This window comes from Rhodobacteraceae bacterium D3-12 (genome assembly GCA_025916135.1).
GTDB lineage: Bacteria > Pseudomonadota > Alphaproteobacteria > Rhodobacterales > Rhodobacteraceae > JAKGBX01.
This window is the reverse complement of record CP104793.1, coordinates 1,672,718-1,685,963: the sequence shown is the minus strand read 5'-3', so window position 1 is coordinate 1,685,963 and position 13,246 is coordinate 1,672,718. Positions and strand designations below refer to the sequence as shown.

Annotated in this window: 11 protein-coding genes and 1 pseudogene; 5 read left to right on the top strand and 7 right to left on the bottom strand. The window is 62.1% G+C overall.

Going from position 1 to position 13,246, the window contains the following annotated elements; all coding sequences use genetic code 11:
• Positions 1-195 precede the first annotated feature (195 nt).
• Both N4R57_08305 and N4R57_08300 read left to right on the top strand, forming a co-directional pair.
• On the top strand, positions 196-1,620 hold the full coding sequence (locus N4R57_08305; protein ID UYV39000.1) for a short-chain fatty acyl-CoA regulator family protein: 1,425 nt from the start codon (positions 196-198) through the stop codon (positions 1,618-1,620).
• A gap of 304 nt (positions 1,621-1,924) precedes the next feature.
• A complete protein-coding gene (locus N4R57_08300) occupies positions 1,925-2,752 on the top strand; it encodes an alpha/beta fold hydrolase (GenBank protein UYV38999.1) in 828 nt (275 codons plus the stop codon).
• On the opposite strand, the gene N4R57_08295 is transcribed toward N4R57_08300, so the two are convergent.
• The 7 genes and pseudogenes from N4R57_08295 to betI form a co-directional block, all read right to left on the bottom strand.
• Positions 2,749-2,985 (bottom strand): DUF465 domain-containing protein, encoded by a 237-nt coding sequence (locus N4R57_08295; GenBank protein UYV38998.1) that lies wholly within the window; start codon positions 2,983-2,985, stop codon positions 2,749-2,751. The two genes, N4R57_08300 and N4R57_08295, sit on opposite strands and share 4 nt — an antisense overlap.
• Before the next feature lie 178 nt (positions 2,986-3,163).
• Positions 3,164-4,186: an amidohydrolase family protein gene (locus tag N4R57_08290; GenBank protein UYV38997.1), complete on the bottom strand. Its 1,023-nt coding sequence runs from the start codon at positions 4,184-4,186 to the stop codon at positions 3,164-3,166.
• Positions 4,187-4,491: 305 nt separating this feature from the next.
• Positions 4,492-6,150, bottom strand: a complete 1,659-nt coding sequence (gene betA / locus N4R57_08285) for a choline dehydrogenase (GenBank protein UYV38996.1) — start codon at positions 6,148-6,150, stop codon at positions 4,492-4,494.
• Positions 6,151-6,200: 50 nt separating this feature from the next.
• The gene (betB, locus tag N4R57_08280) at positions 6,201-7,658 is read right to left on the bottom strand and encodes a betaine-aldehyde dehydrogenase (protein UYV38995.1); all 1,458 of its coding nucleotides are present in this window, start codon (positions 7,656-7,658) and stop codon (positions 6,201-6,203) included.
• A gap of 10 nt (positions 7,659-7,668) precedes the next feature.
• On the bottom strand, positions 7,669-8,313 hold the full coding sequence (locus N4R57_08275) for a glutathione S-transferase family protein (GenBank protein ID UYV38994.1): 645 nt from the start codon (positions 8,311-8,313) through the stop codon (positions 7,669-7,671).
• Positions 8,314-8,488: 175 nt separating this feature from the next.
• Positions 8,489-9,996: pseudogene (gene betC / locus N4R57_08270) on the bottom strand (choline-sulfatase).
• Entirely contained in the window at positions 9,993-10,577 is a 585-nt protein-coding gene (gene betI / locus N4R57_08265; protein UYV38993.1) for a transcriptional regulator BetI, read from the bottom strand. The pseudogene betC and the gene betI overlap by 4 nt, the downstream one beginning before the upstream one ends.
• 99 nt (positions 10,578-10,676) lie before the next feature.
• On the opposite strand from betI, the gene N4R57_08260 reads away from it, so the two are divergent.
• Genes N4R57_08260 through choW form a run of 3 tightly spaced genes read left to right on the top strand, consistent with a single transcriptional unit; the run spans position 10,677 to position 13,246 of the window.
• The gene (locus N4R57_08260) at positions 10,677-11,618 is read left to right on the top strand and encodes a choline ABC transporter substrate-binding protein (GenBank protein ID UYV38992.1); all 942 of its coding nucleotides are present in this window, start codon (positions 10,677-10,679) and stop codon (positions 11,616-11,618) included.
• Positions 11,619-11,626: 8 nt separating this feature from the next.
• On the top strand, positions 11,627-12,412 hold the full coding sequence (locus N4R57_08255) for a GIY-YIG nuclease family protein (GenBank protein ID UYV38991.1): 786 nt from the start codon (positions 11,627-11,629) through the stop codon (positions 12,410-12,412).
• Positions 12,413-13,246: a choline ABC transporter permease subunit gene (choW, locus tag N4R57_08250; protein ID UYV38990.1), complete on the top strand. Its 834-nt coding sequence runs from the start codon at positions 12,413-12,415 to the stop codon at positions 13,244-13,246.

Here is a 13,246-nt window from a genome sequence, read left to right as displayed (position 1 = left end):
TGGCGTTAACCTTTTGAGCGAGAGCCGAAACAGGGGGGTGACTCCCGGCTGACATCCGGCTGACTCTCGGCTGCCGGGCGTGTCGCACCGGTTAACGCGCATTAAGTTAATGCAGCGCCCGCTTGCGCAGCCGGGGCTATGCAAAACCATCCATTTGCAATATGCAGTTTGCAGCTTTGCAAGTGGAGACACATCATGGCCAACCCGAAAATCTATGCCGGGGCCAAGCTTCGCGAGACGCGCCGACGTCTTGGGCTTACCCAAAAGGATTTCGCCACCAAGCTGGGCGTGAGCCTGCCCTACCTCAACCAGATGGAAAACAACAAACGCCCGGTCAGCACCACCGTGGTCCTCGCCCTTGCGCAGGAGTTCGGCTTTGACGTGACCGAGCTTGCCAGCGGCGACAGCGAGCGTCTTGTCAGTGACATGCGCGAGGCGATGGCCGATCCGGTGTTTGCCGATGATCCGCCGCCTTTGGCCGATCTGCGCCTGACGGCCTCGAATGCGCCGGGGCTGGCGCGGGCTTTTCTGGAATTGCACCGCGCCTATCGCCAGACCCATGAGCGGCTTGCCAGTCTGGACGAGGCCCTTGGCCGCGAGGATGCGCGCACGCCAGAGGCATCGCGCCTTGCCAGCCCGTGGGACGAGGTGCGCGACTTCTTTCATTATTGCGACAATTACATCGACGCGGTGGATCGCGCCGCCGAGCATTTCGCCAATGGCGCGGGCGCCAATGCAAGCGTCGGCGCGATCATGGCACAGGCAAGCCGGGCGCTTGGGGCGCAGGGCATTCGGGTTCAGGAAAGCGACGACCCCGCGCTGCGCCGGTTCGACCCGGCGGCGCGTTTGTTGACGCTGTCGTCACGCGCCGCGCCGGAAACCCGCGCCTTTCAGCTTTTGTTGCAACTGGCGCTGGTCAAGCAAGATGCCTTGCTGGAAGCCACGCTTGATCTGGCGCGGTTTCAAAGCGACGAGGCCCGCAGCATCGCCAAAATCGGGCTGGCCAATTATTTCGCCGGGGCCGCCTTGATGCCCTATGGCCGGTTTCTGGCGGCGGCGCAGGAAACGCGCCATGATCTTGAGCGGCTGGCGCAACATTTCGGGGCGTCGATCGAACAGGTCGCCCACCGGCTGAGCACGATGCAGCGCCCCGGTGCCAAGGGCATTCCGTTCTTTTTCGTGCGCGTCGATCAGGCCGGCACGATCACCAAGCGCCATTCGGCGACGCGGCTGCAATTTGCCCGTTTTGGTGGGGCTTGTCCGCTGTGGAATGTGCATCAGGCGTTCGAGACGCCGGGGCGGTTTCTGCGCCAGCTGGCGGAAACGCCGGACGGGGTGCGCTATATCTCGATTGCGCGGGATGTGTCGAAACCGGGCGGCTCTTATGGCGCGCCGGTGCGCCGTTTCGCGATTGCTCTGGGCTGTGAGGTAACCCATGCCGATGCGATCATCTATGCCGATGGTCTGGATGTCAGCGAGCGGCAAAGCTTTGAACCGATTGGCATTTCCTGCCGGATTTGCGAGCGGGTGCAATGCCACCAACGCTCGGTTCCGCCGCTTGAGCGGCGCTTGACGATTGACGCGAATGCGCGTGGCGTTCTGCCTTACGAGGTGGGGTGAAGGGGCGCTTTCGGACCGGATCACGGACCGGATTTCGGACCGGATCAAAGGCCGCAGGCCGCCGGTCCATTGTCAGCCCCTCCCACGGGCTGACGATTGGGTTAAGGCAGTGCGCCATTCGGTCTGTGGGAAGATTTGGCCGGGATAAAGCGCTTTGAAACCGTCGTTGGATCGTCACCCCAGGGGCTGACAATGGTCCGGCTCGCGTCTACCAGCGGCAAGGCCGGTAAGCCGCCGGGCAGCGCCTGCCCGGTCCGGCGGGCTGGCGATTTGGCAAGGGCCATGGCATCCTTTTAGACGCGCGATGACCGAAAGACCTGTGATGACCCTGCTCAAACTCGCCACCCTTCTGCTCACCGTCAGCTTTGGCGGCTTGTTCGCGTTTGACCGCATCGAACGCGAGCTGGTCTATCCGTTTGATCCCACCGAAGTATCGCCGCGCGACATCGGCCTTTCGATGCGCGCCGAACGGTTTGAAAGCGGCGGGCAGCAGCTTGTTGTCTGGGTGGCGCAGCCGAGCCAAGGCAAGCCCGTCATCCTGTATTTTCATGGCAATGCCGGCAATCTCGCTGCCCGCGCCGGGCGGTTTCAACGCTTTATGGCGCGCGGCTACGGCGTTGTTGCGCCCGCCTATCGCGGCTCGTCAGGCTCTAGCGGGCAACCCAATGAGGCGGCGCTGAGCTTTGATGCGGGGCGGATTTTGCAACGCATCGGCCAGTTCACGGGCGATGCGCCGGTGGTGATCTATGGCGAAAGCCTTGGCACTGGCGTGACGCTTACGGCGGTGGACCGTGCCGGAGTGCAGCCCGCCGCCGTAGTATTGGAAGCGCCGTTCACCTCGGTGCGGGCCGTCGCGCTCAACGCCTACCCCCAGCTTGCGCCGGTGATCGAGCGGATGAAAAGCAAGTGGGATTCGTTGAGCCGGGTCAAGCGGTTAACCGCGCCGCTTTTGGTTCTGCATGGCACGGATGACAGTCTGATCCCGATTGCGCAGGGGCGGCAAATCCATGCCGCCGCCCGCGCCTCTCATAAGCAGTTTCGGGAGGTCAAAGGCGGGCATCACACCGATCTTTGGCGAAGCGATGTGCTGCCCGATCTTTGGCGCTTTATCGACCGCTTTGGCGCGCCTTAGGCCGACAAAATCGCGTAGATTTCGTCTTTGAGGGCGGCGCGGGTTTTGCGCATCTCGACCTCGGCCAGCTCCTCGACCGGCTCAACATTGGTTTCGGCGCGATGCACCGCGCGGTTTATCTCGTGATACTCATCGGCGAGCTTGGCGAAATGGGCGTTTTCGGCCTTGAGCGCGACAAGTTTGTCGGCGTGGTCGGGGAACTCTTCGTGAAGCTCATGGGGGGTGTGGGACATATGCGTTGCTCCTGTTGCGTTTGCTTGCAGCCGAGCATAGGCCCGCCCCCGCGCTGTCTGCTTTGATACGGATCAAACCGCAGCCGTTTCACGAGATTTTCGGGCGGTATTTTAGCAGCACCGGCACGATGATCTTTTTGTCGTGTCCGCCGGGGGGTGATCATGGGCGCGGGCGATATCAAACGCATCGCTTACAGGTCATAGACCCGGTTCGCCGTGCCCGAAAACAGCGCTTGTTGATCCGCCTCTGGCAGGGGGCGGCGATCCGTTTCATCGCGTTCCAATAGACCGCATAGGAGACGGACAGGCGATCCACCGGGAAATTGCTTTCGAACATGGCGCGCTCGGCGCCGAAACAGGCGATCATGTGATCATACCATTTGCCCTGCGCCGCCACGAATTCTTGCGATGTTGGCGGGTGGTCGCGCCGGTCCCAGCCAAAGCCGTTGGTCGGCATAGCCAGCCCGCCCAATTTGGCCACCACATTGGGGCAATCGGCGATCGCGGCCATTTCGCCCTGCCATTGCGCGAAATAGGCCTCCCGCTTGTCGGTGAACCGGCCCACCCCGAGCGGCGTGCCGAAATGGTCAAGGATGATCGTGGTGTCGGGGCAAGCCTGTGCCAGAGCAAGGAATTCGCCGTTTTGCGGGTGGAAATGCCATGTGTCATAGGTCAGCCCACGCGCGCCGAGGTGGCGCAGGCCGCGTTGGAAATCTGGATCGAGGTAGATCTGCGGCGTGGGCTGTCCGGCAAAGAGGAAAATGTCGCGCTCTTCATCCCATGCCCCGGCGTGGCGGATGCCGCGAAACAGCCCCTGCCCGGCCTCTTCATGAGCGTCGAGCACCTTGTCCAGCGTCTCGATAGGCAAGCGCAGATCGGCGTGAGCGACGATGCCAGCGATCTGGGCCTTGGCCGGTTGCTGTGCTGCCGCCTCGGCAATTTCGACCACATAGCGCGTCTCGGCAATCGGGGCGAAGGGATCGGGCGTGCCGCGTTTATAGGCCGAGCCGCATTCGATAAAGACCGTTTTGGAGATGTTATGCCCGGCCTCGGTATCCTCCCAAAGCTCGGCCAGTTCGTAATCGGTGCCCAGCCGCCCGGCCCAGAGGTGGTGGTGCGGATCGGTGATCTCGCGGGTGGGGTCGATGATCTCCTCGGTGTGGCTGGCGAGCCATTGGGCCTGCTCTTCGGGGCTGCGCATGGGGTGTCCTCCTCTTTCGCGCTTGAGCCTAGGGGCGGCTTGGGGGGAGCGCAAATCTTTCGCGGCGTCAGAGGGACCATCCGGCACGGAATCAAGGCGCAGCCGCCGTGCGGGGATGCGCCTCCACAAGCCGTGCATCGACGACGCGCGCGGTGGCGATCCAACGGTCTTGTTGACCACTTTATGTTTGCCAAATCCGTATGGTTTACGATCAGGGCACTGCCCTAGCCAAATCGCCGCCGCGTCGGGGCGCGTCGTCGATGCACGGCGGGCTACGCCCTTGAACCCGTGCAAGGGGTAACCCCTCACCGCTGTGACGTCTCCCAATCCGGATGTATCCAAGGCTCCTCATTCGAGGCAGGCAGCGGCGCGCGCCCTAAAATATGGTCCGCCGCCTTCTCTCCCACCATGATCGACGGGCCGTTCAAATTGCCATTGGTGATGCGCGGAAAGATCGAGCTGTCCGCAACGCGCAAGCCGTCAACGCCGATCACCCGGCATTCGGGGTCAACCACCGCCATCGGATCATCGGCGCGCCCCATCCGGCAAGTACCACAGGGGTGATAGGCGCTTTCGGCGTGCTCGCGCAGGAAGTCATCAATCGCCGCGTCGCTGGTCACATCCGGTCCGGGCTGAATTTCATGCCGCACAAAGGGCGCGAACGCCTCCTGCTGGAAAATCTCGCGGGTGAGACGGATAACACGGCGGAAATCCTGCCAATCCTTGTCCTCGCTCATATAGTTAAAGAAGATGCGTGGCGCATCCGCAGGATCAGCAGAGCGCAACGTAACCGCCCCGCGCGAGGCGGCGCGCATCGGCCCGACATGGGCCTGAAAGCCGTGCCCCTCGGCCGCGGCCTTGCCATCATAGCGCACGGCAAACGGCAGGAAGTGGAACTGGATATCCGGGTAATCCACCCCGGCGGCAGAGCGAATAAAAGCGCAGCTTTCAAAGCTGTTGGTCGCGCCCAGCCCGGTCTTGGTAAACAGCCATTGCGCCCCGATCAGCGCCTTGGACAGCACATTCCAGTGCTTATAAAGCGTGATCGGCTGCGAGGCGGCCATCTGGAAATACACCTCCAGATGGTCCTGCAAATTCGCGCCCACGCCGGGGCGGTCGACCAGCACATCAATCCCGTGTTCGGCCAGATGCGCCGCCGGGCCAATGCCCGACAGCATCAACAGCTTGGGCGAGTTAAAGGCCGAGGCCGCAACGATCACCTCGACGCGCGCGCTCACCACCTCTTTGCCGCCCTTGCGGGCAATTTCGACCCCTCTGGCGCGCCCGTTTTCGATAACGATCCGCGTGGCGAGGCCGTTGACCACCGTGCACTTGCCGCCCTTGATCGCGGGCTTGAGATAGGCATTCGCCGCAGACCAGCGCCGCCCCTTCCACACCGTTTGCTCAAACGCGCCAAAGCCTTCTTGCTGTTGGCCGTTATAGTCGGCGGTGACGGGATAGCCCGCCTCGCGACCGGCCTCGACAAAGGCGTGATAGAGCGGGTTCTTGCGCGGCCCACGGGTGACATGCAGCGGGCCATCCTTGCCACGCCACGCCGGGTCGCCGCCATGGCCGCCGTCATGCCAATGCTCCATCCGCTTGTAATAAGGCAGCACATCGGCATAGCCCCAACCCGTCGCCCCCGTTTCGGCCCAATGGTCGAAATCACTGGCATGGCCGCGCACGTAAACCATCCCGTTGATCGAGGACGACCCGCCAATCACCTTGCCACGCGGTGCCACCAATTGCCGCCCGCCCAGCCCCGGTTCCGGCTCGCTTTTATAGCCCCAGTCATAGCGGTTCATGTTCATCGGATAGCTGAGCGCCGCCGGCATCTGAATGAACGGCCCTGCGTCCGTGCCACCATGTTCGATCACCACAACCGAACGCCCCGCCTCGGCCAACCGATAGGCCATGGCACAACCCGCGCTGCCTGCGCCGACGATTACATAATCCGCTTCCATCCGTTTTCTTCCTTCGTCTGCCCGTTTTCCCGCGCCCGCAAAAGCCTGCGTCAGAACGGGGCCTCAAGCGCGCCCATGCGCACGTAAACCGTTTTCAATTCCGAATAATGCTCGATCGCCGCACGCGAGTTTTCGCGCCCCACGCCCGAGAGTTTCGAGCCGCCAAAGGGGGCCTCGACCGGGGCGTCGTTATAGGTGTTGATGTAACAGGTCCCCGCCTCGAACCCCGCCACCACGCGATGGGCGCGTTTGAGGTCATTGGTGAAAACCCCGGCGGCAAGGCCGAAGTCGGTGGCATTGGCGCGGGTCATAACCTCGTCTTCGGTCTCGAACTCCAGAACGCTCATCACGGGGCCGAAAATCTCTTCGCGTGCGATGGTCATATCGTCGGTGACATCGGCAAAGACCGTGGGTTCGATCCACGCGCCGGGCTTGTCGATCCGGTTGCCGCCATGGACAAGCCACGCGCCCTCTGCCTTGCCTTTTTCGATGTAATCAAGCGCGATGTTAAGCTGTGCCTCGCTCGCCATCGGGCCGAAATTGGTATTCATATCCATAGGATCGCCGATCACGGCGCGGCTTAGCCGTTCGGACAGGCGCTTGAGAAACGCGGCGCGGATGCCGCTTTGCACGAACACCCGCGTGCCGTTGGAACAGACCTGTCCCGAGCTATAAAAGTTGCCCAAAATCGCGCCCGAGACCGCATCCTCCAGCGTCGCATCGTCAAACACCACCAAGGGTGATTTCCCGCCCAGCTCCATCGTGACGTGCTTCATGCCCGCCGCCGCCGCTGCGTAAACCCGCTTGCCCGTCGGCACCGATCCGGTGAGCGAGACCTTGGCGACCCGGCTGTCGCCGATCAGCGCCGCGCCGAGCTCGCCCATGCCCTGCACCACGTTGAACACGCCCGCAGGCAGGCCCGCCTCATGCAGGATCTCGGCCACTTTCAACGCCGACAAAGGCGTGGTTTCCGACGGTTTGAACACCATCGAATTGCCACAGGCCAGCGCCGGAGCGCCCTTCCAGCAAGCGATCTGGGTCGGGTAATTCCACGCGCCGATGCCAACACAGACGCCCAAGGGCTCGCGGCGGGTGTAAACCCAATCCTCGCCCAGCTGGATATGCTGGCCCGTCAAAGACGCCGCCAGCCCGCCGAAATATTCCAGCGCATCGGCCCCCGATGTGGCATCCGCAACCAGCGTTTCGGACAGCGGCTTGCCGGTGTCGCGGGTCTCCAGAACCGACAGATCGTGATTGCGCGCGCGCATCAAATCGGCGGCCCGGCGCAGCACCCGGCCCCGCTCGGTCCCGCTCAACTGGCCCCATGCTTCCTGACCGGCTCGGGCGCTCGCCAGCGCCGCCTCGATCACCGCCGGGGTGGCCGCGTGCAGGGTCGCAATCACCTCGCCCGTGGCGGGATAGATCACCTCGAACGGCGTGCCGTCACTGTCTTCAACATAACGTCCGTTGACAAAGTGGCTGCCCTTGGGCTGCGTGTCGTAACTCATTGATCTTTCCTTAGAATGTGTCGCGCAAGGCGTCATAGGACACCATGATCGTGCGCTGGTAAGCGGGCCGCGCAGACAGCCCGTCGTAATAGGTGCGCAAAGCCGGAAAATCGCGCCGCGCAATGTCGATATCGAAATACCGATAGAGCACATGTCCCAGCTGAATATCCGCCAGCGTCAGCGCATCACCGCAGAGGAAGCGTGCCGCTTGCAACCGCGCATCGGCCTTCTCAAGCTCACTTTCCAGCGTGACCAGATTGCGTGTGACCAAGGCGCTGTTGCGCCGCTCTGGCGCGGTGCGGGTGTGACGCCAGAACACCGGGCCTGTAAAACGCGCGGCAACCTCGTATTTCGCCCATTCCGCCCACATATCCACCTGCGCGCGCTTGAGTGGCTCGGAAGGCCAGAACGCCTCATCCCCATGCTCCCCGGCGAGATGGCGCAAGATCGCCCCGGTCTCAAACAGCGCCACATCGCCGATGGTCAGCACCGGAATGCACCCATGCGGGGTCATCGCGCGAAACTCCGCACTGTCCAGCCCGCCATAAACCTCGCCATAATCCAGCCGTTCATAGGAAAGCCCCAGCTCCTCCATCCCCCAAAGCAACGCCTGCACATTGGAGGAGGTCGCGCGGCCATAAACCGTCATCTCCATCACAGCGCCTCGCCCGACACGCAACATGGCGCGTTCGGAACAGACCTGCGCCTGATCCGCGTCTCGGCACATCCCGAAACCGCGGCCACAAACGCCACGCCTGCACCGCCAGCCCCCGCCCCTTTCAAGGCGTGGGGAGGGTGGGTGGGAACGCCTTGAAAGAGGCGGGCCACCGTCATTCCCCCCGCGGGAAGCGTTGATTGTTTTCCAGCACGTTCAAATCCATGTGGTTGCGCATATAGCGCTCCGAGGCCTTTTGAAGCGGCTGGTAATCCCACGGGTAATAGCCGCCCTGCCGCAACGCCTCATAAACCACCCACCGGCGGGCCTGTGACACCCTCACCTCGGCGTCGAATTGCTCCAGATCCCATCGCGCAGCGGCCTCAACGCGGAATGTCTCCAACACTTTGGCGTGGTCCGGGTCTTGCCAAAGGTTCACCCGCTCGTTCGGGTCGGCCTCAAGATCAAACAGCTGCTCGGGATCAAGCGCGCAATTGGTGTATTTCCAGCGCCCCGACCGCAGGCAGATCATCGGCGAATAAGACGCCTCGGCGGCGTATTCCATCGCCACGGGCGTGCTGCGCACCGCCCCCTGCCCCATCGGCACAAGGCTCTCGCCCGTGGTCCATGGGCTGACCTCTGCCATGCTGACCCCCGCAAGATCACAGAGCGTCGGGCAAACGTCGATATTGCTGACCGGTTCGCGCACCAATCCCGGCGTCATCGACGGCGCTGCGATCATCATCGGCACCCGCGCCGAGCCTTCATAGAACGACATTTTGAACCACAAGCCGCGCTCGCCCAGCATGTCACCGTGATCGGACACGAACAGGATGATCGCCTCCTGCCGCGTGCTCTCCAGCGCCTCAAGAACCTCGCCGATCTTGTCATCAAGATAAGAGATATTGGCGAAATAGGCCCGCCGCGAGCGGCGCACATCCTCTTCGCTTATGTCAAAACTGCGCCAGTCATTGGCGTCGAATATCCGCTGTGAATGCGGGTCCTGCGCATCATAGGGGATCGGCCCCACCTCGGGCAGCAAATGCTCGCAATCCTCATACAGGTCCCAATATTTCTTGCGCGCCACATAGGGATCATGCGGATGCGTGAAGCTCACCGTCAGGCACCATGGCCGCGCATCACCCCCCGCGCCAGATCATAGACCTTGCGCGTCGCGTGATAGGCCACCTCGTCATCATATTCGAGCTGGTTGGTGATCTCGGCCACGCCCGCGCCGGTGACAGAACCCATGTTGTGATACCACCAATCAATCCGCTCACCCGGTTTGCGATAATCCGGGGTCCAGCCGAAATCGGGCGGGTAAACATCCGTGGTCAGGCGTTCCTCGAAGCCGTGAAGCTGATCCGGGCCAACGAAATGCATCTTGCCCGAAAGGCAGGTCTGATAGCCCGCCCGCCGCAGATGATGCGCATAGGTCGGGATCGAAGAGGCGAACTCTGCCGCATTGTCATAGACCCCGGTTTGCGAAGGCAACTGCCCCGACATAAACGCCGCCCGCCCCGGCGCACAGAGCGGCGAAGCGGTATAGGCGTTCTGAAACCGGGTCGACCGCGCCGCCAGCTTCTTGAGGTTGGGCGCATGCAGCCACTCCGCCGGACCATCCGGGAACAACGTCCCGTTCAGCTGATCCACCATAAAGATCAGGATGTTGGGTTTGCTCATGTTGCACCTTGTTTCAGCTCGAGTGACACGCAGCGGCGCAATTGCGCGACCGCCGCATCGCGGTCGGGCTGCCCCCGCCCCAGCGACTGGCGCAGATATACGCCGTCAATCAGCGCCGCGATACGGTCTGCCATTTCATCGGCGCGCGCCCCCACCAGCGGGCGCAACGCGTGGCACAGGTTGGAATGCAACCGCCGGTGATAGACATGCAACAGGCGGCGCGCCTCGTCCGAGGTCTGTGCCAGCACATAAAAATTCAGCCAGCCCGCCACGGTTTCGCTGCGAAAATTCCGTTCCGAAAATGACGCCCGCACGATCGCTTCGACCCGCGCCTCAGGGGTGTCGGCCATGGCCAGCGCGCCGCGCACCTCGGCGGCATAGACGCCCATCACATATCGCATGGCCGCCAAAAGGATCTTTTCCTTGGAGCCGAAATAGTGATGCGCCAGCGCGCTCGACATGCCCGCGCGGCGCGCGATCTGGCTGACGGTCACATCCAACGTGCCGCGCACACCGATTTCCGCAATCGTTGCTTTCACTAGTGCTTCGCGTCGAATAGGCTCCATTCCGAGCTTTGGCATCCCAGACTCCGAAAATATGGGGGTGTTGCATTTAGCTTGTTTTGTTTTTATTGACTCGTCAATCAAGAAAAATGACGAAATCAACCGGGAGACCTGAAAATGACCTTGAAAACCACCCTTTCCGCCTTTGCGCTTGCCGCGATGAGCGCCGCGCCTGCCTTTGCAGAGAGCCATGCCGCCTGTGGCAAGGTGACCTTCTCGGACGTTGGCTGGACCGATATCACCGCCACAACCGCCGCCACCACCGTTGTGCTCGAGGCGCTCGGTTATGAGACCGACATCAAGGTGCTGAGCGTGCCGGTGACCTACCGCGCCATGGCCGATGGCGATGTCGATGTGTTCCTTGGCAACTGGATGCCGACGATGGAAGGCGACATTGCGCCTTACCGCGAAGCCAAAACCGTGGACACCCTGCGCGAGAACCTCGAAGGCGCGAAATATACGCTGGCCGTGAACAAGGCCGCGATGGACATGGGCATCAAGGATTTCGCCGATATCGCCAAACATGCCGATGCGCTTGACGGCAAGATCTATGGCATCGAGCCGGGCAACGACGGCAACCGCCTGATCCAGTCGATGATCGACGCCGATGCCTTCGGCCTCAAGGGCATGCAAGTTGCCGAAAGCTCGGAGCAAGGCATGCTGGCACAGGTTGCGCGCGCCTCCAAAAAGGGCGAACCGATCGTCTTCCTCGGCTGGGAACCGCACCCGATGAACGCCAATTTCGAGATGGGCTACCTCACCGGTGGTGACGATTTCTTTGGTCCCGATCTGGGCGGTGCGACGGTTTATACCAACACCCGCGCGGGCTATGCCGCCGAGTGCAAGAACGTCGGCGCGCTGCTTGGCAATCTCAAATTCACGCTGGCCATGGAGAACGAGATCATGGGCGCGATCCTGAATGACGGGACCGACCCGGCCAAGGCGGCGAGCGCCTGGCTCAAAGCCAACCCCGACGCCTATATGGCATGGCTTGAAGGTGTGACCACGATGGACGGCGGCGACGCGGCCGCAGCGGTCAAGGCCAAGCTGGGCATGTAAGCCGGCTTTTGGCCCTGATCGACGACATATTCGAGCTAATCAAGCAAAGGCCCGGCATCAGCGATGCCGGGCTCACGCACGCCCTGCCGGGCGGCCCATCCCGACACCAACAGATCAATGCCCGCTGCCGAAAATTGGTAGCTGAGGGTCTAATCTCACGTGACAAACAGCCCGGCTTAGCCATTCAGAATTTTCCCACCGAAAAAGTGCACGCAGCATTGCCAACTGAGGGCAGCGCCCGTCCGCGGGTGGGCGAGAAGCGCCCGCCCAGGGGGGCGGACGGGCGCTGCCCGGCGGTGCCGCCGGGCAAACCAGTTCCTGCCACGGTTGCAGCCCAAGAGCCAACCGCCACAAAGCCCGCCCCATCCGGGGTTTCGCACATCAAAATCACGACCGCCTTGCTTTGGCACAGTGGCGGCGAAGTGGCGCTGGACGGTCTAGAGAAACTTCTCTTTCCGATACTGAAACCGATTGCAGGCATCTACAGGTTTCGCTTTCCACACCGCCGCAGTGTCTATGTCGGCGAAACGACCAACCTGAGGCGGCGGATGCAGAATTACCGGACCCCCGGCGCCACACAGTCAACCTCCATCTGGGTCAACAAGCTGATCCGCGAATGCCTAGTAGACAATGAAATTGTCCTTCTTGATACTAGCACCGATATTTCGGTTTCACTTAACGACGCTTCCAAACACGACGTTTTACACTCAAAAACGATCCGCCTCCTCGCAGAAAACGCAGCGCTTTTTGCTGAGACTGAAGCGGGATGGACAACACTGAACAAGGCGACTTGAATGGCTCTACTCAATGAAGACGGCAAACTCCTGATCGGGCGCAACGTTTCGGACGCGTTTGATTGGCTGATCGACAAGGCCGGCGGCTTTTTCGATGTGGTCGAAACGGTGCTGTCCACGACCATTGACGTGGTGCTGGCCGGGCTGCAGTTCCTGCCGGCCTATGTCATGGTGCTGGTCTTTGCCGCCCTCACATGGGCGCTACAGCGTGACTGGAAACGGGTGGTGGTGGTGGTGGTCTGCTTCCTCTTCGTCATCAATCAGGGCTATTGGGAGGCCACCACAGAAAGCCTCACCCTGATCCTCTTTGCCGGGGCGTTCTGTATGGGCGTGGGCGTGCCCATCGGCATCTACGCGGCGCATAACCCGCGGTTCTATTCGTTCATCCTGCCGGTGCTCGACATGATGCAAACGATCCCGACATTCGTCTATCTGATCCCGATGATCGTGCTGTTTGGCATCGGCATGGTGCCGGGGCTTGTGGCGACCTTCATCTTCGTGCTGCCCGCGCCGATCCGCCTGACCCAACTGGGCGTGAGCCAAGTGCCCACCGCCCTGACCGAGGCCGCCCGCGCCTTTGGCGCGACCCCGCGCCAGACCCTGTGGAAGGTCGAACTGCCCTATGCTTTCCCGCAAATCATGACCGGTCTCAACCAGACGATCATGCTGTCGCTGTCGATGGTGGTGATCTCGGGGCTGGTCGGCGCCGACGGGCTTGGCGTGCCGGTGGTGCGTGCGCTCAACACGGTGAACGCGCCGCTCGGTTTCGAAAGCGGGATCGTGATTGTCGCCGTGGCCATCGCCCTTGACCGTATGCTGCGCGTGGAGAGATGA

What these genes read in the sequence shown, in the direction of transcription:
- N4R57_08305 (UYV39000.1), top strand. Translation starts at nt 196, where the DNA reads ATGGCCAACCCGAAAATCTATGCCGGGGCCAAGCTTCGCGAGACGCGC.
- N4R57_08300 (UYV38999.1), top strand. Translation starts at nt 1,925, where the DNA reads ATGACCGAAAGACCTGTGATGACCCTGCTCAAACTCGCCACCCTTCTG.
- N4R57_08295 (UYV38998.1), bottom strand. Translation starts at nt 2,985, where the DNA reads ATGTCCCACACCCCCCATGAGCTTCACGAAGAGTTCCCCGACCACGCC.
- N4R57_08290 (UYV38997.1), bottom strand. Translation starts at nt 4,186, where the DNA reads ATGCGCAGCCCCGAAGAGCAGGCCCAATGGCTCGCCAGCCACACCGAG.
- betA (UYV38996.1), bottom strand. Translation starts at nt 6,150, where the DNA reads ATGGAAGCGGATTATGTAATCGTCGGCGCAGGCAGCGCGGGTTGTGCC.
- betB (UYV38995.1), bottom strand. Translation starts at nt 7,658, where the DNA reads ATGAGTTACGACACGCAGCCCAAGGGCAGCCACTTTGTCAACGGACGT.
- N4R57_08275 (UYV38994.1), bottom strand. Translation starts at nt 8,313, where the DNA reads ATGGAGATGACGGTTTATGGCCGCGCGACCTCCTCCAATGTGCAGGCG.
- betI (UYV38993.1), bottom strand. Translation starts at nt 10,577, where the DNA reads ATGCCAAAGCTCGGAATGGAGCCTATTCGACGCGAAGCACTAGTGAAA.
- N4R57_08260 (UYV38992.1), top strand. Translation starts at nt 10,677, where the DNA reads ATGACCTTGAAAACCACCCTTTCCGCCTTTGCGCTTGCCGCGATGAGC.
- choW (UYV38990.1), top strand. Translation starts at nt 12,413, where the DNA reads ATGGCTCTACTCAATGAAGACGGCAAACTCCTGATCGGGCGCAACGTT.